Source organism: Sphingobium sp. TomTYG46 (genome assembly GCF_055396345.1).
Genome location: NZ_AP027324.1, coordinates 94072 through 114697 on the forward strand (window position 1 = coordinate 94072; position 20626 = coordinate 114697).

A 20626-nucleotide genomic window follows, 5' to 3' on the forward strand; every position below is an offset into this window, starting at 1 on the left:
GCCTCCACCCAATTCCATTCAGAGCATGTCCTGTGCGAGACGGATCGTGTTCCTGCGAAGGCAGGAACCCAGTTCCGGCCGCAGGACTGGGCTCCTGCCTTCGCAGGAGCACCTCATCGCTTCCGCCTGACAAGCGAAGCCCCGGATAAGAGGTAAGAGCATGAACCAGGCCATCCGCACCACCTGCGCCTATTGCGGCGTCGGTTGCGGCATCTCGGCCACGCCGACCGGACCCCGGTCGGTCACGATCAAGGGCGATGAGCAGCACCCGGCGAACGGTGGCCGCCTCTGCTCCAAGGGCACGCATCTGGGCGAAACCGTCGGGCTGACCGGCCGCCTGCTGCACCCCATGATCGGCAACAAGCGCGCCAGCTGGGACAAGTCGCTGGACCTCGTCGCGAAGAAATTTCGCGATACCGTCGATCGCTACGGCCCCGACAGCGTCGCCTTTTACGTCTCGGGCCAGCTGCTGACCGAAGATTATTATGTCGCCAACAAGCTGATGAAGGGCTTCATCGGCACGGCGAACATCGACACCAACAGTCGCCTCTGCATGTCGAGCGCGGTCGCCGGGCATAACCGGGCCTTTGGCGAGGACATCGTGCCTGCCACCTATGGCGACTTGGATGAAGCGGACCTGATCGTGCTGGTGGGCTCCAACACCGCCTGGTGCCACCCGATCGTGTATCAGCGCATTCAGGCAGCGCGGGCGGAGCGCGGGACCAAGCTGGTCGTGATCGACCCACGCCGCACGGAAACCTGCGAGGGCGCGGACCTGCACTTGGCCGTAAAGCCCGGCACCGACGTTGCCCTGATGAACGGCCTGCTGGCATGGTGCGATCAGGAAGGGGTCACCGACCCTGCGTTCATCGCCGACCATCTCAATGCGCCCGAAGGCTTCTGGGAGCATATCCGCACCGGCCACGATCTCTGGACCACGGCCAAGACCTGCGACATCGCGCCTGCGCTGCTCGAGCAGTTCTACAAGCTGTTCGCCGCCACTCCGCGCACCGTCACCTTGTTCAGCCAGGGCATCAACCAGTCGATCCGCGGCACCGATCAGGTCAACGCGATCATCAACGTCCACCTCGCCACCGGCCGCATCGGCAAGCCCGGCGCTGCGCCCTTCTCCATCACTGGCCAGCCCAACGCCATGGGCGGCCGCGAAGTCGGCGGCCTTGCCTCGACGCTGGCGGCCCATATGGACTTCGCGCCTGAAAATGTGGAGCGGGTCGGCCGCTTCTGGGCCGCCCCGACCATGGCGACCAAGCCCGGCCTGAAAGCCGTGGACCTGTTCCGCGCCATCAACGAAGGGCGGATCAAGGCGCTGTGGGTGATGGCCACCAACCCCGCCGTGTCGCTGCCCGATGCAAACCGCGTGCGCGAGGCGCTGGAGTCCGTGCCCTTCCTCGTCGTCTCGGATATCATCGCCGACACGGACACCAGCGTCCATGCCGACGTCCGCCTGCCCGCCGCTGGCTGGGGAGAGAAGGACGGCACCGTCACCAACTCCGACCGCACCATCAGCCGCCAGCGTCCCTTCCTGGCGCTGCCCGGCGAGGCCAAACCCGACTGGTGGATCGTCAAGGAAGTCGCCCGCCGCATGGGCTGGCGCAACGCCTTCGCCTATGACCGGCCCGCCGACATCTGGCGCGAACATGCCCGCCTGACCGCTTATCAGAATGATGGGGCACGGCTGCTCAACCTTCGCGCGCAGGCAACCATCGGCAACGACGCCTATGAGGCGATGGAGCCGTTCCGCTGGGGTGGCGACAAGCCCTTTGCGGATGGCCGCTTTTCGACCGCCGATGGCAAGGCCCGGCTGGTCCTCACCAAGCAGATGGACCTTCAGGACCCTCTGAAGCAGTGGCCGATGACGCTCAACACCGGCCGTTATCGCGACCAGTGGCACACGATGACGCGCACCGGCCTCTCGCCCAAGCTCGCCCGTCATCGCGAGGAACCGCTGGTCGAGATCCACCCGAAGGATGCCGGGGAGCTGGATATTTGCGATGGCGACCTCGCTCGCGTCCAGACCGCGCAGGGCAACAGCATCTTCCGCGTGGCATTGAGCGAAGGCCAGCGTGTCGGCGAAATCTTCACCCCGATCCACTGGACCGATCAGATCTCGACCGGCGGCCGCACCGGCCTGCTGCCCCGGCCGCTGGTCGATCCGCATTCCGGCCAGCCGGGCTTCAAATCGACGCCCGCCAGCATCGAAAAGGTCGCGACCGAGTGGAAGGGCTTCCTCATCCTGCGCGGTGAGCAGCCCGCCAAGGTCCCCTGCCTCTGGGCCACGAAGGTCACCGTGCCTGGCGGCGCGCTCTACGAAGTCGCGGGCAATGGCGATCCCGCCCGCCTCGAAGCCTGCTTGCCCAAGGGCGACCGGGTCGAGGCCATCGACATGTCGCGAGGCACCCGCCGCGTTGCGATCATCAAGGATGGCAAGCTGGCAGGCGTCCTCTTCGTCACCCGCACCGGCCTGCTCCCCTCGCGCGACTGGCTCATCGGCCAGCTCGAAGCCGAAGAGGTGGGCGCTTCCGTCCTCGCCGCGCGAGGCCCCGGCAGCCAGCCTGACAAAGGCCCGACCATCTGCGTCTGCTTCGACATCGGCCTCAACCAGATCGTCGCGGCCATCCGCGACCAGAGCCTGGTCGATGTTCCCGCCATCGGCAAGGCGATCGGCGCGGGCACCAATTGCGGGTCCTGCCGCCCCGCGCTTGCCAACATCCTCGCCCAAATCCCGCAGGAGACGCTCCATGCAGCCGAATGAACTTATCGCCCCCGGTGAAGTATGGCTGGTCGGCGCAGGTCCCGGCGATCCCGATCTGCTGACCCGCAAGGCCGAAAAGCTGATGGCGGCGGCCGACATCGTCTTTTACGACGCACTGGTCGGACCCGGCGTCCTCGACCTCATCCCGCAGGGCATCGAGCGCATCAGCGTCGGCAAGCGCTCCGGCCGCCACAGCAAGGATCAGGAAAGCATCAACGACCTGCTCCTCGCCGCTGCCAAGGCGGGCAAGCGCGTCGTGCGCCTTAAGGGTGGCGATCCGTCCGTCTTTGGCCGCTCGTCCGAAGAGATGGAGCATCTCGCCGCCGATGGCATCCGCTTCCGCATCTGCCCCGGCATCACCACCGCCAGCGCGGCGGCAGCAAGCGGCAACGCCTCGCTCACCCTGCGCGGCAAGGCGCGCGGCCTGACGCTGGTGACCGCGCATCTGAGAGCTGGTGAGCCGCTCAAGCTCGACTGGGAAACGCTCGCCCGCCCCGGTGGCACGCTCGGCATCTATATGGGCCGCGCTGCTGCCGGAGAGATCAGCCGCCAGCTGATCGCCGCCGGACGCGATCCCGAAACCCCCGTGATGGTGGCGGTCAACGTCTCGCTGCCCACCGAACGCCTGATCAGGGGCAAGCTGTCAGCGCTTGCCTTCCTGGTGGCCACGATCAGCGATGAAGATCCGACCCTGCTTCTGATTGGTGAAGCGGTGGCGGGCACGACCATGCCTATGGAGATCGCCGCGAGCGTCGCCCTACAGGTTTGAACTTGCCCTCCACATCTTTGCCTTGAGCCTGTCGATGCACCTGCCTTAGTTGGAAGGAAGGTAAGGGGTATCGGCAGGTTCAGACCGGTGGAGCCCGTGGGTTTGCTGTTCTGATGATGTAACTAGGCTCAGGACTCATTGATTGAGCCAGAAGAGGACGGTTGCTGCGATGCAGATGGCGGACATGAAGGTGTGGGCGCAACGGTCGTAGCGAGTGTGTACGCGCCGCCAATCCTTGAGTCGGCCGAACATGTTCTCGATACTGTGCCGCTGGCGATAGAGCACGGCATCGTGCGGGATCGTGACCTTTCGGTTTTTCTTTGACGGGATGCAGGCGGTGATGTTGCGTTCGGCGAGCGCCTTGCGGAACCAGTCGGCGTCATAACCTCGATCACCGAGTAGAGCTTTGGCCCGAGGCAAGGCGTCGAGCATCAGGGCGGCCCCCTTATAGTCGCTCATCTGTCCCTCGCTCAGCCTGACCAATGGCCTGCCCTTGCCATCGCACACAGCGTGGAGCTTCGAGTTCAGGCCGCCCTTGGTGCGTCCGATATGTCTGGGAACAGCCCCTTTTTGAGCAGGCTGACCGCCGTCCGGTGTGCCTTGAGGTGCGTCGCGTCAATCATCAACTGATCGGGCTTCCCGCCCTTCGCTGAAAGGGCAGAGAAGATCTTGTTGAACACCCCGAGCCGGCTCCACCGGATGAAACGATTATAGATCGTCTTTGGCGGACCATAGTCGGCGGGCGCATCGCGCCATCGCAAGCCGTTCCTGATGACGAAGATGATACCGCTGATGATCCGACGATCATCCACCCGCGGCACGCCGTGGGACAGCGGAAAATATGGCTCGATCCGGCGCATCTGCGCCTCCGACAACCAGATCAGATCACTCATGACAACGCCTCCTTGCGCCGCCATTGAATCAACCGATCTGCATCCCTGCAAGCAATTTAATAGGTCCTGAGCCTAGGTGCTCCTGCGAAAGCAGGAGCCCATTTGCGCCGTTAGAACTGGACTCCTGCCTTCGCAGGAGCACGCGGTGGCTAGCTTTTTGGCAATCCGGCAAGATCCTGCGGTCGATTAATATTCGGCAGGACGATATCCGCCCGCTCCACGATCCGCGCGCCGATCCGCTCCAGCCAGCCGAATATCGACCGGCTATTCTCCTCAGCCAGATGCGCGTCCATTTCATCTGCAAGCCCGACAGGCCAGAACCCCGCCAATTGCTGCCCCTTCAACACCGCAGCGCCTTCTCCTGCCAGCGCCTCCACCAGCGCCGCCGGATAGACCGGCATGTCACACCCCGTCGTCAGCACCGCGTCATAGCCCTCGCTCTGCGCATGATGCAGCGCCGCGTTCAGCCCACCCAGCGGTCCCATATCCGGCGCGGGCCGATCGGATAGGCTGGTCATACCCTCGACCGTCCGTCCGCAGACCACCACCGCCTCCACATGGGGCGCGATCGCCGCCACCGCATGTTCGATCAGCGTGCGCCCGTCCGGCATCAGCGCCAGCGCCTTGTCGCTCCCAAACCGGCTGGATCGCCCTCCGGCCAGCACCGCGCCCAGCAATCGCATCGATCCACTCCTTGGCAGAACCTTCACTTTCCCCTATGGCGCGCGGCGTGAGCGGGCAACCGTTCATGAAAAGAAGATCGCGCCGGAAAGGGAATGTGGTGCGGACGGCTCATCCGTCCAAATCCGCAGCTGCCCCTGCAACTGTAAGCGGTGAGCGCGATGCACCCGGAAACCCGCGACCTTCAAAAGGGGAAGGCGAGGGGGACCAGCCACTGGACACGCGTCCGGGAAGGCCCGTGCATCGCCGCGACGACCCGCGAGCCAGGAGACCTGCCGGCGCAGGGTCGCTCTTGCCTTGGGTCCAGGGATCGGTCCAGGCACGGTGTTTTCCGTCTGAGCGACGAAGCGGCGCAGGGCCGCATCGGTGCGCGGGACGGGGCTGGCGTCTCCTTCTTCCGTGCATTGACCGCTTACGCGGATGCCCTGGGCTCATGTCGCATGACGCTCAGGGAAGACAAGAACATGATCAGGACCGGAATTTCACTGCTGGCGCTCCTCGCCGCCACCCCAGCGCTTGCCGAAGACGCCGACGAAATCGTCGTCACCGCACTGGGCATTGCGCAGCCGACCGACGAAGTCGGCCAAGCCATCACCGTCATCGATGCAAAGACGATCGAAACCCGCCAGAACGTCAGCGTCGCGGACCTGATCGCCACCACGCCGGGCATTCGTTTCAACCGGGCCGACGCCGTAGGCGGCGTGACCGGCATTTCGATCCGGGGCGCGGAAACGACGCAAACGCTGGTGCTGCTGGATGGCGTCAAGATCAATGACCCCAGCATCATTGGCGATGCCTATGACTTCGGCAATCTGCTGACCGGCAATATCCGCCGCATCGAAGTGCTGCGCGGTTCCAACTCCGTCGTCTATGGCAGCCAGGCGATCGGCGGCGTCGTCAACATTATGTCAGCCGAACCGGGTGAAGGCTTTGGCGGCACCGCCTCGGTGGATTATGGCTATGCGGACACCCTGAATGCGAAAGCAGATGTGTCGGGCAGCGCGGGCATTGCCTCGGGCAGCGCTGGCGTCGCCTATTTCCACACCGACGGCATCTCTGCGGCCAAGGGCGGCACGGAAAAGGACGGCTATGAGAATATTGCCACCCACGCGAAGCTGAAACTGGCGTTCACGGACAATCTCAGCCTCGACCTGCGCGGCTATTATATCCATGCGAACCTCGACACCGACATCTTCTTCGGCGCGCCGGTGGAATCCACGGACAGCAGCAAGCTCGATCAATATGTCGGCTATGCTGGGATCAACCTTGCGTCATTCGATGGCAAGCTGACGCAACGTGCGGCCGTTACCTGGTTCCGCAACGATCGCGATTATTTCTTCGCGCCCAGCTCCACCGCGCCGGACTATGGCTATTCGGGCACCAATCTGCGCTTCGAATATGAAGGTGTCTATCAGCCGGTGGATCAGGCCAAGCTGATTTTGGGCTACGAGCATGAACGCCCGGACTATGATTCCTTCTATTACGACTTCTTCACAGGCGACAAGGTCGTCAGCGCGGCCAAGGTCAACATCGACAGCGTCTATGCCCTGGCCGTGGTGAAGCCGCTTTCGGGGCTGTCGCTGACCGGCGGCGTGCGCCATGACGATCACAGCCAGTTCGGCGGCGAGACGACGCTGGGCGCAAACGCAAACTACACGCCCAATGAAGGCCGTACCAACATCCGTGCCAGCTATGGCGAAGGCTTCCGGGCACCCTCCCTCTACCAGATCTACGACGGCACCTATGGCAATGTCGATCTGAAGCCTGAACGGTCGAAAAGCTATGATGTGGGCTTCGACCAGAATCTGGATGGTGGCCGGGCGATGATCTCTGTCACCGCGTTCCGCCGCGATACCCGCGACCAGATCTATTTCGACGGCTTCGCCCCGCCGTTTGGCCGCTACGTCAATCTTACGCGCACGCGTGCGAGGGGCGTGGAAGCCGCCGTCACGCTGAAGCCCGTCGATGCGCTTACCGTCACTGCCGCCTATAGCTATATCGACGCGATCGATCGCTCCGAAGGCGGCCTCAACGAAGGCAAGCGTCTCCCCCGTCGCGCCAAGGATGCGGTCAGCGTCTCGGCTGACTATGAATGGGCGTTCGGCCTATCGACCGGCGCGACGCTCACCATGGTCGGCGACAGCTTTAACGATTTCGCCAACACCCAGCGTCTGGATGGCTATGCCCGGCTCGACATTCGCGCTTCGCTGCCCATCAATGAACATCTCGAAATCTACGGCCGCATCGACAATCTGACCGATGAGGAATACGCGACGGTCTATGGTTACAACACCTACGGCCGGTCGGCCTATGCCGGCGCACGTGTCCGCTTCTGATGACGGGAAAGAGGGGCGGGCGTGACGCTTCGCCCCTCAACGCCTGCCCGCAGCATCCGCCTGCGTCACGATGCTGCGCGCGGCCTGCACATAAGCAGGACCGCCGCACACCGTCCAGGCTTGCGGCACGCGGATGCGCAGGATGGATCGCAGCACCGGGTGGTGCAGCATCTCCGTCCCCTGATCGACGACCTTTTCGCTACCTTCTTCCACGATCAGATAGTCGGGCCGGGCGGCGATCATTTCCTCCAGCGGCACCTGCGCCAGCGCCGGTTTGCCCAGCTTCGCCGCCAGATTGGTGAGGCCTGCGCGCCGGATCAACTCATCGAACAAAGTGCCGGTCCCGGTCATATAGCCGCGCCGCTGATAATAGGCCGCAACGCCGCCGCGCCGGGACCGGGGCAGGGCGGCAAGGTCGCGCTCCATGCCCGCGATCATCGCCTCGCCTCGCGCGGGATGGCCGACAATGGCTGCCACCTGCCGGATCTGGGTGCGGATCGCCGCGAAACTGTCCGCGCTCGCCAGCCCCAGCTTGCGCCATCGCCCATCCGGCGCGCCAACAACGCCGCCAGCGCCATCGGGAAAGCCGATCACCAAATCGGGACGCAGCGCCAATACCTCTTCGGCCGGGCGTGTCAGCACCGGGAAACGCCGCGCCTTGGCGACCGCCGCCGACAGTTCCGGATCATGCCCATAGGGGCTCAAGGCCGCGATCTGTCCCGGATCGGCGAGCGCCAGCACATATTGGTCGGAACAGGTGTTGAGCGACACGATACGCTTGGGCGGCGCGGGGGCAGCGCCGGTCAGGCTGAGCGCACAAAGCGCCGCGATGATCTTTCTGCGCATCAATCCTGCCTCTGCAACTTGCCGTGCTCCTGCGAAGGCACTCGAACGAGACGAGTGGCTCGTGAGAGCCCAGCTCAGACGCAGGAACTGGGCTCCTGCCTTCGCAGGAGCACTACGATTCCTAACAGCGGTTTCGGAGGGCGCAAGCCATGAGCGCTCGACGCCATCCCCTGCTGTTGCCGTTTCTGATCGGCCTAACCTTGGCTGCGGCGCTCGGCTCCCTCACGCTGGGGGCCGTCTCACTCTCGCCCGCCCGCATCCTAGCCGTCCTCACCGGCGGCGGTGACGAGGTGGCTCGCGCTATCCTCATCGACCTGCGCCTGCCGCGCATGCTGCTCGGCCTGATCGTCGGCGCGATGCTCGGCCTCGCGGGAGCCGCGCTTCAGGGCTATCTCCGCAACCCGCTCGCCGAACCCTCGGTCCTCGGCGCCTCCAACGCGGCCGCTCTCGGAGCCGTCTGCGCCCTATATTTCGGCCTGGCACAGCTTCACCCGCTCATCCTCCCCGCTCTCGCCATCACCACCAGCCTCATCGCCATCGCCGCGCTGTTCCTCCTCGCAGGCCCATCGGAAAGCCCACTCACCCTGATCCTTGCAGGCATAGCCGTCGCGACGCTGGCCGGTGCAGGGATCAGCCTGTCCCTCAACCTGTCGCCCAATCCCTTCGCCGCGATGGAGATCATGAGCTGGCTGATGGGCAGCCTCGAGAACCGCAGCTACGCCCATGTCTGGATCGCGCTGCCCTGCGTCATCCTCGGCTCAGCGCTGCTGATCGCTGATGCGCGCAGCCTGGATGCGCTGACCTTGGGGGAGGAGGGCGCGCAGGCTCTGGGCGTGGATCTGCGAAAGGCGCGGCTGCGCATGATGCTGGGCGTCGCGATCGGCGTCGGCGGAGCGGTGGCGGTATCGGGCGCGATCGGTTTCGTCGGCCTCATCGTGCCGCATCTGGTCCGCCCGCTGACGGATCGCTCCCCTTCGGCCATCCTGCTCCCCTCGCTGCTCGGCGGCGCGGCGCTGCTGACGCTCGCGGACATCGGCGTGCGCCTCATCCCCACCAGCAGCGAGTTGAAGCTGGGCGTCCTGACCGCATTGCTCGGCGTCCCCGTCTTCCTCGTCCACCTCATGCGGGAGCGGCGGCTATGGTGACCCTCCGGACTGAAGGCTTGTCCGTCCGCCTCGGCCGCCATCCCGCCGTGACCGGCGTCACCACGGTGCTGGAGCCGGGGCAACTGGTCGGCATCATCGGCCCCAATGGCGCGGGCAAATCGACCCTGATCCGCGCGTTGCTTGGCCTCGTCCGCGCGGAAAGCGGCGAAGTCTGGATCGACGGCAGCCCGATCACCAGCCTCAGCCGCAAGGACATAGCGCGCCGCGTCGCCTATCTGCCGCAGGGCCAGACGCTGCACTGGCCCTTGCTCGTCGAACGCCTTGTGGCGCTCGGGCGCATGCCGCATCTTGGCCCGCTCTCCCGCCTGTCACCCGAGGACGAAGCGGCGGTCGATGCCGCGCTCGCCCGCGCCGATGTTCTGCATCTGAAAGGCCGGATCGCCACCGAACTATCAGGCGGCGAGCGCGCCCGGGTTCTCCTCGCCCGAGCGCTCGCGGTTGGCGCGCCAGCCCTGATCGCCGACGAACCCCTCGCGGCTCTCGACCCCGGTCATCAACTGGATGTCATGGACCTGCTCAAGGCCGAATCCCGCACCGGTTCGCTGGTCGTTACGGTGTTGCACGACCTCGGAATGGCGGCTCGTTATTGCGACCGTTTGTTGTTGATGGACAGGGGCCGCCTCGTCGCCGACGGCAAGCCCATGGAGGTGCTCACCGAACAGAGCCTTGCCCAAGTCTACGGCATCTCCGCCTGCATCGAGCCCGACGGCGAATGGCCGCTGATCCTGCCCACGGGACGGATCAAAAGCTAATCACCACCACATCCGTTCGGGCTGAGCTTGTCGAAGCCCCTTACTTTTCTTGAAGAAAGAAGAGCCCTTCGACAAGCTCAGGGCGAACGGAGGTTATATCACTCCCCAAAAGCCTTGGGCGCAGCCGCCACCACCGTATAGGTGCCCGCACCAACCTCCGAAACTTCCAGCGCCCGCTCGGCAATCCCGCCACGCCCGAACCGGAACGCGCCATCAATCCCCGAAAAGCCCCCCGAATCGCGCAGCCTTGCCGCAGGGAACACCGTCCCCGGTTTCCAGTCCCGCGCTATCCGCACGGTCAGCAGCACCGCGTCATATCCCAGCGCCGACAACCGGAACGGCGCGCTGCCATAACGCGCCCGATACTTCCCCGCTAACTGGCCATAGAGTCCGTCCGACACACTGGCGAACCACGCCCCCCGCAAAGCCGGAGTGGACGCCAACCCGCGATCCGTATTCCACAGCTCCGTGCCCAGCAGGCGCGCGGTCGCGCCGCCATTCTTCCGCACGATCGGGGCGAGTTGCATCGCCACGCGCCCGCTGTCGGCGATCAGCAGCGCGTCATAGCTGGACGATGCCTGCAATTTCTTGACCGCCGCCGTCATCGAAGTGGGTGACCGGTCGAACGTCTGCATGGACACGACCGTCCCGCCCGCACCCTCGACCGCGCGCAGCAGCGATGTGCCCGACCGCTCGCCATAGACGCCCTTGGGGACCAGCGCCGCGAACTTCGACAGCCCCTTGCCCTTGGCGAACTCGACGACGCGCTCGATCGACTGGTTGGGGTTGTATCCCATGATGTAGACGCCGTTCCCGGCCACGCTCACATCGTTGGAAAAGCTGATCACCGGCACGTTCGCCCGAGCCGCGATAGGCCCGACCACCCGCGCATCCTCGGCCAGCAGCGGCCCCAGGATCAGGCGATTGCCCTCCGCCAGCGCCTTGTTCGCCGCCGCAGCCGCGCCCATGCTGGTGTCATAGGTGGTGATGCGCACCTTGTCGGCCTTGGTATCCAGCAGCGCCAGCGTGGTCGCGTTCGCGATGGATTGTCCAACGCCCGCATTGGGTCCGCTCATCGGCACCAGCAGCGCGACGCGGTGGCGCAGCGTGTCCGTGGGCAGGCCCTGCGTCACATCGGGGCCGCTCGGCACAGGCTCCGTCGGCCGCACCGGACCCGGCCCACGCGGCACGATCGATTGACAGGCGGCGAGCAGCAACGCGCTGGCGGCGAACAAAATACGCGCACCGCGCTTCATTGCCGCGAACATGTTCGCTTGCCGGAGGGCATCCGTCTCTGTCATCTGGCGTCCTTATGGAAACTACAACTTCTGGGCTGGAGCCCGGGCTTTACATCGTTGCGGGGCCGATCGGCAACCTCGGAGACCTTAGCCCGCGCGCGGCCGATGTCCTGCGGCTGGCCGATGTAATCGCCGTGGAAGATACACGGGTGAGCGCACGTTTGCTGCGTTATGCGGGCTCGGATCGTCCCATGGTCCCCTATCACGACCATAGCGCCGAAGGGGTTCGCGCCCGCCTGATCGAGCGGATGGCGAGCGAATCGGTGGCGCTCCTTTCCGACGCCGGAACCCCGCTTATCTCCGATCCGGGCTACAAGCTCGTCCGCGATGCCCGCGCGGCAGGGCGCAACATCACGACCTTGCCCGGCCCCAGCGCCGCCATCGCCGCGCTCACCCTGTCGGGCCTGCCCACCGACCGCTTCCTCTTCATGGGCTTTCTCCCGGTGAAGCAAAAGGCGCGCGCCGATACCCTCGCCGAAGTCGCCGCCCTGCGCGCCACCCTCATCTTCTACGAAAGCGGCCCGCGCCTCTCCGAAAGCCTCGCCGCCATGGCCGAAGGGCTGGGCGATCGTGAAGCCGCCGTGAGCCGAGAAATCAGCAAGACCTTCGAGGAAACCCGCACCGGCACGCTCACCGAACTGTCCGCCCGCTATGCCGACGCCCCGCCCAAGGGAGAGATCGTCGTCATCGTCGGCCCGCCCGGCGAAGCGCCCCCCGCCAGCGCCGAGGACGCCGACGCCGCCCTGATAGAGGCCATGGAACGGCTCCCCGTCTCCAAAGCCGCCGGAGAAGTGGCCAAGAAACTCGGCCTGGACCGCCGTGCGCTGTACGATCGCGCGCTAGAACTCAAAGGGTGAGGCGCCAACAGGCCGAGAAACGCGGGCGGCAGGCCGAACGCATCGCCGCATGGTGGCTGCGGCTCAAGGGCTGGCAGATTGTCGGCCGTCGCCTGCGCACGCCTGCGGGCGAGGTGGACCTTGTCGCAAGGCGCGGCGCGATGCTCGCTTTTGTCGAGGTGAAGGCCCGCGCCACTGCCGCAGAACTCGACCTCGCCATCGATGAACGCCGCCTCTCGCGCGTCGCGTCCGCCGCCGAAATGCTCTTCTACGACCTCGCTAAACCCGGCGATGACATGCGGATCGACGTGATCCTCCTTGCGCCGGGCCGCCCGCCGCGCCATCTGGCGAATGTCTGGCATGGGGGCTGATCCTTTCATCCCCGGGAAAAGGATTGGACATGACTGAACTCAACCCTCTCACCGTCGCCGTGCAGATGGACCCGATGGAAGGGATCAACATCGCGGGCGATTCCACCTTCCACATCATGCTGGCGGGCCAAGCGAGGGGGCATCGCCTCTACCATTATCTCGCGCCCGACCTTACCTATCGCGACGGCCGCGTGCTGGCGAAGGCGCGCCCGGTGAAGGTGCAGAAGGTCGACGGCGACCATTTCGCCTTTGGAGAGCCGGAGCTGCTCGACCTTGGCCGCGATGTCGATGTCGTCCTCATGCGGCAGGACCCGCCCTTCGACCTGAGCTACATCACCGCCACCCATTTGCTGGAGCGGGTGCGGGCCGAAACGCTGGTGGTGAATGATCCCGCATCCGTCCGCAACGCGCCCGAAAAGCTGTTCGTGCTCGATTATGCGCGCTTCATGCCGCCGACCATGATCACCCGCGACCTGGCCGAAGTCCGCAGCTTCCTCGCCGAACATGGCGAAATCGTCGTCAAGCCGCTCTACGGCAATGCGGGCAACGCGGTCTTTCATGTCGGCCAGTCCGGCGCGAACATCTCCGCGCTTGTGGAACTGTTCAACGCTTCATGGGTCGAGCCCTTCATGGTTCAGGCCTTCATTCCCGGCGTCGCTCAGGGTGACAAGCGCATCGTCCTGATCGACGGCGAAGTCGCGGGCGCCATCAACCGCATCCCCGGCGCAGGCGAAATCCGATCGAACCTGGCCGTCGGCGGATCGGCCGCGCGCACCGAACTCACCGACCGCGAGCTGGAAATCTGCGCCGCCATGGGACCGGAGCTCAAGCGCCGTGGCCTGCTCTTCGTTGGCATCGACGTGATCGGCGGCGAATGGCTCACCGAAATTAACGTGACGTCCCCGACCGGCATCGTGTCGATCGACGCTTTCAACGGCACCGACACCGGCGCAATGATCTGGGACGCGATAGATGCCCGTCTGGCGGCTCGGGTGGCTGCTTGAACCACCCCTTCGTTCGTCTCACCCCCGTCATCCCAGCGAAAGCTGGGACCTCGTGCCCCAGCCTGTGCCATCTGAAAAGAGATTCCAGCTTTCGCTGGAATGACGAAAAGTGACCGACTGGGTCCTCCACCTCATCGACGCAGGCGGCTATTGGGGCATTTTCGCCCTGATGGTGATCGAAAATGTCTTCCCCCCGGTTCCCTCCGAACTCATCATGGGCATCGGCGGCATCCGCGTGGGGCAGGGCCGCATGGCGATGGAGTGGCTTCTTCTTGCGGGCACGCTCGGGACCACGGTCGGCAATTATTTCTGGTATCTGGTCGGTCACATACTGGGCTTCGCACGGCTCAAGCCGCTGGTCGACCGCTATGGCCGCTGGGCGACGCTGGAATGGCGGGACGTGGAGAGGCTCGACCATATCTTCGGCAAATATGGCCAGATCGTCGTGTTCGTGTTCCGCTTCCTCCCCGCGTTCCGCACCATGATCTCGCTCCCGGCGGGCCTGTTCCGCATGGGACATGTCAAATTCCTCGCCTGGACGGCGGGCGGCGCGCTAATCTGGAACATCATCCTTGCCTACGCAGGCTATGTCCTGGGGCAGAATTTCCGCGACATCGACAAATATGTCGGCCCCGCCGCCACCGCCTGCGTGGTCGGAGCGGTCGCCCTTTATCTGTGGCGATTGGCGACCTGGAAGCCGAGGGGGTAGCGATGTTCCCCATCCCGCAAGCGGGAGGGGGTTAGGGGGTGGGTGCGAGCGAAGCGAGCTTCCCGGCTATGCCGTTGGAGAATGCCTTCGGCGTTGCGCTAGCCCACCCCTAGCCCCTCCCGCAGGCGGGAGGGGGAACAGCCCTCCCCACCTCAAGCCCGAGGATGCGCATTCCGATAGACATCCAGCAAATGCGCCGCATCCACCTGCGTATAAATCTGCGTCGAAGACAGGCTCGCATGCCCCAGCAGCTCCTGCAAAGACCGCAAGTCCGCCCCGCGCCCCAGCAAATGCGTTGCAAAGCTGTGCCGCAAAGCATGCGGCGTCGTCCGATCCGATAGTCCCAGCCGCCCGCGCGCGCCCTGCACCGATCGCCTGATGATCGCCGCCGACAGCGGGCCACCGCGCGCACCCCGGAACAGCGTCTCCTCACGCGCCATCGGGTAAGGACAAACCGCCACATAAGCCTCGATCGCCGCCCGCACCTGCGGCAGCAGCGGCACGATCCGCGCCTTGCCCCGCTTGCCCGTCACCCGCAATGTCTCGCCCAGCGGCAGCACATCGCCCAGCAACCCCATCGCCTCACCGATCCGCAGCCCCGCGCCGTACAGCAGCAGCAGCACCGCCCAATCCCGCGCGCCGATCCATCCTTCCCGCGCCGTCTCTGCAATCTCTCCCGCCAGCGCCACCGCCTCGTCAGGGGAGATCGGCCGGGGCAAACCCCGCTTCACCTTCGGCCCTTTCAGCAGCGGCACCCGCGCATCCTCACCGCCGGTGAACTTCAGGAATCCGCGCACCGCCGACAATTCCCGCGCGGCCGATCCATTGCCGATTCCGTCCATCCGCCGCGCCGTCAGGAACGCGCGCAGGTCGGCTTGATCGACGCGCGCCAACCCCGCCGCCGTCACCACTTCCCCGCGATGCTCGGTCAGGAAAGCGATCAACCGCTCCGCCGTCGCCATATAGGCGCGCACCGTGTGCGTGGATCGCCGCCGGTCCAGCGCCAGATGCTGCCGCCATGCCTCCACAAGATCACCGCTCGCGCTCATGGCCCGTAGTCTAGGCGATGGCGTCCCCAAACGGAATCCCCCCGATAAACCGGCCCTTGAAAATCCCCGCCAGATAGGCACATGAGACGCATGGCAACCGCACCTGACATGGCCGACATGCCCACGGGCACGCTGCTGCAAATCTCGCCGCGCATCGGCCGCGTACTGGCGCCCAATCCGTCGCCCTTCACTTATACGGGCACCCAGACCTATCTGGTCGGGTCAGAGGACTTGGCGGTGATCGATCCCGGCCCCGCCGATCCCGATCATCTGGCCGCGCTGCTCGCCGCGATCGCAGACCGCCCCGTGCGCGCTATCCTGTGCACCCACACCCATCGCGATCACAGCCCTGCCGCCGCGCCGCTCGCCGCGCAGACAGGCGCGCCCATCATCGGCTGCGCGCCGCTGGTGCTGGACGATGACGGCCCGCGCGCCGATGCTGCCTTCGATCCGTCCTATTCTCCCGACCGCATCCTTGCCGATGGCGAGCAGGTGACGGGCGAGGGCTGGACGCTCGAAGCCGTCGCCACGCCCGGCCACACCTCCAACCATCTCTGCTTCGCCTTGGCGGAGGAAAACGCCCTTTTCACCGGCGATCATGTTATGGGCTGGTCCACCAGCGTCATCTCGCCCCCGGACGGGGACATGGCCGACTATATGCGCTCGATGCAGCGGCTGCTCGATCGGCACGATGCCATCTATTATCCCGCCCATGGCGATCCGGTGCCCAATCCGCGCCGTCTGGTGCGTGGCATGATGGGGCATCGCAAGCAGCGGGAAGGGCAGATCATGCGCTTCCTTGAGCGCAACGGCGCATCCGAAATCCCGGCGATGGTGGCGGAGATGTACAAGGGCATCGATCCGCGCCTTCATCCCGCCGCCGGGCGATCGGTCCTTGCCCACCTTATCGACCTGGATGGGCGGGGCATGGCGGAGGTCGCAGGGGATGGCCGCTGGCAATTGCGCTAGCGGGAAACAGTTACTGGCCAACCGCGGCGCAGCCCGCTAGGGGCGCGGTCAAAGGCCGTGAGGAGTTAGGGACATGAACGCCATCACCGGAATCCCGCAGGGGACCGACCTGCGTGCGGAGATCGACCGGCTGCGCAAGGAACGCAACGCCGTCATCCTCGGCCATTATTATCAAAAGCCAGAGATTCAGGACCTGTCCGATTTCGTGGGCGACAGCCTGGAATTGTCGCGCAAGGCGGCGGAAACCGACGCCGACGTCATCGCCTTTTGCGGCGTCCGCTTCATGGCCGAAACCGCCAAGATATTGAGCCCGGAAAAGATCGTCGTCCTGCCCGACATGGACGCCGGCTGCTCGCTGGAAGACAGCTGCCCGCCAGCCCAGTTCAAGGCGTTCCGCGAAGCCCATCCCGATCATATCGCCTTGAGCTACATCAACTGCTCGGCCGAAGTGAAGGCGCTCTCCGACATCATCGTCACCAGCTCGTCCGCCGAAACGATCCTCAGCCAGATTCCCCGCGGCCAGAAGATCATCTTCGGTCCCGACAAGCATCTGGGCGGTTACCTCAAGCGCAAGTTCAACCGCGACATGCTGCTGTGGCCCGGCGTCTGCATCGTCCACGAAGCCTTCAGCGAGACGGAGTTGCTGAAGCTCAAGGCCCAGCACCCCGACGCGCCCATCGCCGCGCACCCCGAATGCCCGCCCTATATCGTGGATCATGCCGATTATGTCGGATCGACCAGCGGTATCCTGCAATATGCCAAGACGATGACCGGCGACACGCTGATCGTCGCCACCGAACCGCACATCATCCACCAGATGCGCAAGTCGGTGCCGGACAAGAATTTCATCGGCGCCCCCGGGGCGGACGGCAACTGCAACTGCAACGTCTGCCCCTATATGGCGCTCAACACGCTGGAAAAACTTTACCTCGCCCTCCGCGACCTCCAGCCCCGCATCGAAATGGAAGAAGGCCTGCGCCTCGCCGCGAAAAAGAGCCTCGACCGCATGCTGGAACTCGCCAGCGGCACGGTGGGGAAGGGCGACGTCGGCAACCGCTGACGTATAACCGCATCCTTCCGTCACCCCGGGCTTGACCCGGGTCCCGCTCCAGCTCCAACCGCTCAGAAGCGGGATCCCGGCTCAAGGCCGGGATGACGAGGGGGTGAGGTTCATCACCAGCTTCGCTATTCCGTCTCGATCAATATAAAGAGGGCCAATGACCTTCACCTTGCCCGGCTTCGACCTCGAGGCCTTCATCGCCTCCACCCTCGCCGAAGACCTTGGCCCGGATGGCCGCGACGTCACCAGTGAAGCGGTGATCCCCGCCGATGCGATCTTCGAAGGCGCGATGGACAGCCGCGACGCGGTGACGCTGGCGGGCCTTCCCATCGCCGCCGCCTTCTTCCGCGCCCTTGACCCGGATGTGGAGGTCGAATTGCTCAAGCAGGACGGCGACCGCGTCCCCGCTGGCACCGACATCATGCGCATCCGGGGCAAGGCCCGCGCGATGCTGACGGCGGAGCGATCCGCCCTTAACACCGTCCAGCATCTGACCGGCATCGCCACCATGACCCGTGCCTATGTCGACGCGATTCTGGGCACCGGCGCGACTCTGCTCGACACGCGCAAGACGATCCCCGGCCTGCGCACCCTGGAGAAATATGCGACGCGGCAGGGCGGCGCGACCAATCACCGCATGGGCCTGTGGGATGCAGCGATGATCAAGGACAATCACGTCGCGGTCGCAGGGTCGGTAGAGGAAGCCGTCCGCCGCGCCGCCGCCGCCGGGATCGCAAGCATCATCGTCGAGGTCGACCGCATCGACCAGATCGAACCCGCTCTCGCCGCCGGGGCCACGCACCTGCTGCTCGACAATATGGACGCACCCACCTTGCGCGGGGCCGTGACACTGGTGGGAGGACGGGTGCCGACCGAAGCCTCGGGCGGCGTCACGCTTCAGACCATCCGTGCCAAGGCGGAAACCGGCGTCACCTATATCAGCGTCGGTCGCCTCACCCAGTCCGCCCCCGCTGCCGACATCGGCCTGGACTTCGCCTTTGCGTAAAGCCTCTTAACCCTCGATCGTCACGGTCGAAGGATGATGCTTGTCCAGATGCTTGCGGATGATCCGCAGGTTCTTCGTATTGGACTTGAACAGAAAGTCGAACACATCGCCCGCGAAGGGAATCGCGCCCACGACCGTGTCGAACCCCACATTGGCCGCCATACGCGTCAGCTGCCATTTCGACATGCCCAGATTACGCGCTTCCCACACGATCCAGGCGCCCATAGCCGCGGTCGCCAGATCACCGACCACCGGGATCAGCCCGACCAGACTGTCCAGCCCCACGCGCCGGTTGGTGCCGGGAATGACGAACAGTCCTTCCAGCATCGCCTCCATCGCTTCGATCCGCCGTCGCACCGAAGCGGGATCGCGGCCGAAACCCGGCATGTCACGCACCACACGGTCAAACTGGTCTTGCGATAACGCCATGCTGTTCCTCCTGCCCCCTTAATTGGGGCTGCGGAACAGATGGTTCAATGGATGCCGCGCGCGGGGCGAAGGCATGAATCCGGTCAACCGACGCGATACCAGCGACCAGCGCACCGGCGCGCCCAAGGCGATATAGCCGTTATGCGCCTGCATCAGCGCCTCGGCCTGCGCCACCCGCGCCATCCGCTCGGCCGCGCTGCCCGCCATGCTCGCCGCCCGCAATTGGGCGTCGGCCTCTGCCGAACAATGCACCTTGCGCGCGCATCCGGCGCGGCCGAGATACCAGAGCACGCTGTCATAAGCGGCGACTTCATCGATCAACCGCAGGTCGGCATCATCCTTCATGCCCACCCGATCGACCCGCAATCCGATCAACGCCAGGTCATGGCGGACCAGCGCGAACAGGCTCGTCGCGCCCGGCCCTTGCGGCAAAGCCACCCGCAGCACCGGAGCGTCGCCATTGTCGCTGCGCCACCGCGCGATGACCGCACTGGCAGCCGCCCGCCGGTCCTCCAGCGACATGGCGGACCAGTCCGGCGCGGTCGGCGGCCGTGGCAGGTCCAGCTGCGCGGGCACAATCTGGTCGGTAATCGCCCACCCTCCCAGTGGGAACAATATGGGCAACTGGCTGCGATCGATCGCCATGTTGATCGCCCGCCGCACGCCGTCATCGTCCAGCAGCTTGCTCTTGCCGGTCACCGCAAATCCCAACAGGCCCTGCACCGGGTCGATCCGCACCGCATCGCGATCAACCCCGGCCGGCACCAGCAGCGGCAGGTCGGCGAACCGTCCACCCAGCACCGCCGCCGCCTTGCCCTCACGAAAGCGAATGATCGCCAACGCGGCTCTGTCCGCGCGCAGGATGCGTGTTTCCCACGCCGCGGCCTTCGCCTCTTCCCCATCGTCGTCCCTGGGTGCCTTATCGACCGGCGTCAGCGTCAGCGCCTTGCCCCAAGCCTCGCGCCGGTAAGGCCCGGTGCCGCCCTGCCGCGACAACAGCGCCATTTGTGGCTGTGCCAGCATCTGCAACAAATAGGGACGGGGATAGGCAAGGCGGATTTCGATCACCTCGCCGGTCATCGGCACGACCGCCTCCACCGCGTCCAGCGGCCCGTCCGGGTCCAGCCGCCGCAACGTCTCGATCCGCGCCATCAACAGCGCCGCGACATCCTTCGCCGTCACCTTCGTCCCATCGGCCCACTGCGCGCGCCGCAGGCGAAAGATATAGCTGCGCCCATCCTCCTCGACGATCCAGCGTTGGGCGAGCGCGGGCAATATCTCACCGCTGGCGTCAAAGGCGACCAGCCCCTGCGCCGTGGCCTCCAGGATCAGCTTGGCGCCCGGATTGGGCAGGTTCTCGATCGGTTTGGCGAAATCGCCGGGTGATCCGATAACGCTCACCACCACCGGCCCGCTTGCCTCCTGCGAACAGCCCGCGATCATCGCGGCCGCGCCCAGCAGGACAGCCATCGATCGAAGCAGGGGAGCAGCCACGGTCATGCGTATGACAGGCTTAGGGTTTATCAGGCTCAAGTTGAAGCTTTTAGAGCGTGATCGTCTTACATGGAAGCATTGGTACTAAGGTTGATCTTCCGTCACCCCGGGCTCGACCCGGGGTCCCGCTGCCTCAGCAGCGTCGGAAAAGAAGCGGGACCCCGGATCAAGTCCGGGGTGACGAT

At 65.3% G+C, this 20626-nt stretch carries 19 protein-coding genes and 1 riboswitch; of the genes, 12 read left to right on the plus strand and 7 right to left on the minus strand.

Going from position 1 to position 20626, the window contains the following annotated elements; genetic code table 11:
• Positions 1 to 160: 160 nt before the first annotated feature.
• Both ACZ5YV_RS00480 and cobA read left to right on the plus strand, forming a co-directional pair.
• Positions 161 to 2773: a molybdopterin-dependent oxidoreductase gene (locus ACZ5YV_RS00480; RefSeq protein ID WP_464788106.1), complete on the plus strand. Its 2613-nt coding sequence runs from the start codon at positions 161 to 163 to the stop codon at positions 2771 to 2773.
• Positions 2760 to 3542 (plus strand): uroporphyrinogen-III C-methyltransferase, encoded by a 783-nt coding sequence (gene cobA, locus ACZ5YV_RS00485; RefSeq protein ID WP_464788107.1) that lies wholly within the window; start codon positions 2760 to 2762, stop codon positions 3540 to 3542. The genes ACZ5YV_RS00480 and cobA overlap by 14 nt, the downstream gene beginning before the upstream one ends.
• Positions 3543 to 3677: 135 nt before the next feature.
• Here cobA and ACZ5YV_RS00490 read toward each other — a convergent pair.
• Together ACZ5YV_RS00490 and mobA are read right to left on the minus strand one after the other, a co-directional pair.
• Positions 3678 to 4435, minus strand: a protein-coding gene (locus tag ACZ5YV_RS00490; protein WP_464788108.1) for an IS5 family transposase whose coding sequence is annotated in 2 segments (ribosomal slippage) — positions 3678 to 4102 and positions 4102 to 4435 — 759 coding nt in all. Because the reading frame shifts where the segments join, the coding sequence is not laid out codon by codon here.
• A gap of 149 nt (positions 4436 to 4584) precedes the next feature.
• The gene (gene mobA, locus ACZ5YV_RS00495; RefSeq protein ID WP_464788109.1) at positions 4585 to 5118 is read right to left on the minus strand and encodes a molybdenum cofactor guanylyltransferase; all 534 of its coding nucleotides are present in this window, start codon (positions 5116 to 5118) and stop codon (positions 4585 to 4587) included.
• 19 nt (positions 5119 to 5137) lie between these two features.
• Positions 5138 to 5410: riboswitch (cobalamin riboswitch) on the plus strand.
• A 170-nt stretch (positions 5411 to 5580) separates the two neighbouring features.
• On the opposite strand from mobA, the gene ACZ5YV_RS00500 reads away from it, so the two are divergent.
• Complete coding sequence (locus tag ACZ5YV_RS00500; protein WP_464789113.1) at positions 5581 to 7452, plus strand: TonB-dependent receptor plug domain-containing protein; 1872 nt, start codon at positions 5581 to 5583, stop codon at positions 7450 to 7452.
• A gap of 36 nt (positions 7453 to 7488) precedes the next feature.
• Here ACZ5YV_RS00500 and ACZ5YV_RS00505 read toward each other — a convergent pair whose 3' ends face one another.
• Entirely contained in the window at positions 7489 to 8298 is an 810-nt protein-coding gene (locus ACZ5YV_RS00505) for an ABC transporter substrate-binding protein (RefSeq protein WP_464788110.1), read from the minus strand.
• A 149-nt stretch (positions 8299 to 8447) separates the two neighbouring features.
• Here ACZ5YV_RS00505 and ACZ5YV_RS00510 point away from each other — a divergent pair, with 149 nt between their 5' ends.
• Positions 8448 to 9443, plus strand: a complete 996-nt coding sequence (locus tag ACZ5YV_RS00510; RefSeq protein WP_464788111.1) for a FecCD family ABC transporter permease — start codon at positions 8448 to 8450, stop codon at positions 9441 to 9443.
• The gene (locus ACZ5YV_RS00515; protein ID WP_464788112.1) at positions 9437 to 10216 is read left to right on the plus strand and encodes an ABC transporter ATP-binding protein; all 780 of its coding nucleotides are present in this window, start codon (positions 9437 to 9439) and stop codon (positions 10214 to 10216) included. Before ACZ5YV_RS00510 ends, ACZ5YV_RS00515 begins: the two co-directional genes overlap by 7 nt.
• Positions 10217 to 10314: 98 nt before the next feature.
• On the opposite strand, the gene ACZ5YV_RS00520 is transcribed toward ACZ5YV_RS00515, so the two are convergent.
• Positions 10315 to 11517 (minus strand): penicillin-binding protein activator, encoded by a 1203-nt coding sequence (locus ACZ5YV_RS00520; protein WP_464788113.1) that lies wholly within the window; start codon positions 11515 to 11517, stop codon positions 10315 to 10317.
• 11 nt (positions 11518 to 11528) lie between these two features.
• Between ACZ5YV_RS00520 and rsmI the strand changes: the two genes are divergently transcribed.
• The 4 genes from rsmI to ACZ5YV_RS00540 all read left to right on the plus strand — a co-directional run bounded on the left by rsmI (position 11529) and on the right by ACZ5YV_RS00540 (position 14434).
• On the plus strand, positions 11529 to 12371 hold the full coding sequence (gene rsmI, locus ACZ5YV_RS00525) for a 16S rRNA (cytidine(1402)-2'-O)-methyltransferase (RefSeq protein ID WP_464788114.1): 843 nt from the start codon (positions 11529 to 11531) through the stop codon (positions 12369 to 12371).
• Entirely contained in the window at positions 12368 to 12721 is a 354-nt protein-coding gene (locus ACZ5YV_RS00530; RefSeq protein WP_464788115.1) for a YraN family protein, read from the plus strand. The genes rsmI and ACZ5YV_RS00530 overlap by 4 nt, the downstream gene beginning before the upstream one ends.
• A gap of 29 nt (positions 12722 to 12750) precedes the next feature.
• Positions 12751 to 13725, plus strand: coding sequence for a glutathione synthase (gene gshB, locus ACZ5YV_RS00535; protein WP_464788116.1), 975 nt, complete (start codon positions 12751 to 12753; stop codon positions 13723 to 13725).
• A gap of 109 nt (positions 13726 to 13834) precedes the next feature.
• Positions 13835 to 14434 carry a DedA family protein gene (locus ACZ5YV_RS00540; RefSeq protein WP_464788117.1) on the plus strand — a complete coding sequence of 200 codons (600 nt, stop codon included), beginning with the start codon at positions 13835 to 13837 and terminating at the stop codon, positions 14432 to 14434.
• A gap of 152 nt (positions 14435 to 14586) precedes the next feature.
• Here the strand turns inward: ACZ5YV_RS00540 and ACZ5YV_RS00545 are convergent, their stop codons facing one another.
• The gene (locus ACZ5YV_RS00545; RefSeq protein ID WP_464788118.1) at positions 14587 to 15483 is read right to left on the minus strand and encodes a tyrosine recombinase XerC; all 897 of its coding nucleotides are present in this window, start codon (positions 15481 to 15483) and stop codon (positions 14587 to 14589) included.
• A 90-nt stretch (positions 15484 to 15573) separates the two neighbouring features.
• On the opposite strand from ACZ5YV_RS00545, the gene ACZ5YV_RS00550 reads away from it, so the two are divergent.
• The 3 genes from ACZ5YV_RS00550 (at position 15574) to nadC (ending at position 18518) form a co-directional block, all read left to right on the plus strand.
• Positions 15574 to 16452 carry an MBL fold metallo-hydrolase gene (locus tag ACZ5YV_RS00550; RefSeq protein WP_464788119.1) on the plus strand — a complete coding sequence of 293 codons (879 nt, stop codon included), beginning with the start codon at positions 15574 to 15576 and terminating at the stop codon, positions 16450 to 16452.
• A 73-nt stretch (positions 16453 to 16525) separates the two neighbouring features.
• Complete coding sequence (gene nadA / locus ACZ5YV_RS00555; RefSeq protein WP_464788120.1) at positions 16526 to 17512, plus strand: quinolinate synthase NadA; 987 nt, start codon at positions 16526 to 16528, stop codon at positions 17510 to 17512.
• A gap of 157 nt (positions 17513 to 17669) precedes the next feature.
• The gene (nadC, locus tag ACZ5YV_RS00560) at positions 17670 to 18518 is read left to right on the plus strand and encodes a carboxylating nicotinate-nucleotide diphosphorylase (RefSeq protein ID WP_464788121.1); all 849 of its coding nucleotides are present in this window, start codon (positions 17670 to 17672) and stop codon (positions 18516 to 18518) included.
• A gap of 6 nt (positions 18519 to 18524) precedes the next feature.
• On the opposite strand, the gene ACZ5YV_RS00565 is transcribed toward nadC, so the two are convergent.
• Positions 18525 to 18947: a DUF4112 domain-containing protein gene (locus ACZ5YV_RS00565; protein WP_464788122.1), complete on the minus strand. Its 423-nt coding sequence runs from the start codon at positions 18945 to 18947 to the stop codon at positions 18525 to 18527.
• 18 nt (positions 18948 to 18965) lie between these two features.
• Positions 18966 to 20447, minus strand: a complete 1482-nt coding sequence (locus ACZ5YV_RS00570) for an ABC transporter substrate-binding protein (protein WP_464788123.1) — start codon at positions 20445 to 20447, stop codon at positions 18966 to 18968.
• Between the last annotated feature and the right edge of the window lie 179 nt (positions 20448 to 20626).

Coding starts and splice junctions, on each gene's coding strand:
- ACZ5YV_RS00565 (WP_464788122.1), bottom strand. CDS start 18,947: ATGGCGTTATCGCAAGACCAGTTTGACCGTGTGGTGCGTGACATGCCG.
- ACZ5YV_RS00505 (WP_464788110.1), bottom strand. CDS start 8,298: ATGCGCAGAAAGATCATCGCGGCGCTTTGTGCGCTCAGCCTGACCGGC.
- rsmI (WP_464788114.1), top strand. CDS start 11,529: ATGGAAACTACAACTTCTGGGCTGGAGCCCGGGCTTTACATCGTTGCG.
- ACZ5YV_RS00550 (WP_464788119.1), top strand. CDS start 15,574: ATGGCAACCGCACCTGACATGGCCGACATGCCCACGGGCACGCTGCTG.
- mobA (WP_464788109.1), bottom strand. CDS start 5,118: ATGCGATTGCTGGGCGCGGTGCTGGCCGGAGGGCGATCCAGCCGGTTT.
- ACZ5YV_RS00520 (WP_464788113.1), bottom strand. CDS start 11,517: ATGACAGAGACGGATGCCCTCCGGCAAGCGAACATGTTCGCGGCAATG.
- gshB (WP_464788116.1), top strand. CDS start 12,751: ATGACTGAACTCAACCCTCTCACCGTCGCCGTGCAGATGGACCCGATG.
- ACZ5YV_RS00570 (WP_464788123.1), bottom strand. CDS start 20,447: ATGACCGTGGCTGCTCCCCTGCTTCGATCGATGGCTGTCCTGCTGGGC.
- ACZ5YV_RS00510 (WP_464788111.1), top strand. CDS start 8,448: ATGAGCGCTCGACGCCATCCCCTGCTGTTGCCGTTTCTGATCGGCCTA.
- nadA (WP_464788120.1), top strand. CDS start 16,526: ATGAACGCCATCACCGGAATCCCGCAGGGGACCGACCTGCGTGCGGAG.
- ACZ5YV_RS00500 (WP_464789113.1), top strand. CDS start 5,581: ATGATCAGGACCGGAATTTCACTGCTGGCGCTCCTCGCCGCCACCCCA.
- ACZ5YV_RS00480 (WP_464788106.1), top strand. CDS start 161: ATGAACCAGGCCATCCGCACCACCTGCGCCTATTGCGGCGTCGGTTGC.
- nadC (WP_464788121.1), top strand. CDS start 17,670: ATGACCTTCACCTTGCCCGGCTTCGACCTCGAGGCCTTCATCGCCTCC.
- ACZ5YV_RS00545 (WP_464788118.1), bottom strand. CDS start 15,483: ATGAGCGCGAGCGGTGATCTTGTGGAGGCATGGCGGCAGCATCTGGCG.
- cobA (WP_464788107.1), top strand. CDS start 2,760: ATGCAGCCGAATGAACTTATCGCCCCCGGTGAAGTATGGCTGGTCGGC.
- ACZ5YV_RS00515 (WP_464788112.1), top strand. CDS start 9,437: ATGGTGACCCTCCGGACTGAAGGCTTGTCCGTCCGCCTCGGCCGCCAT.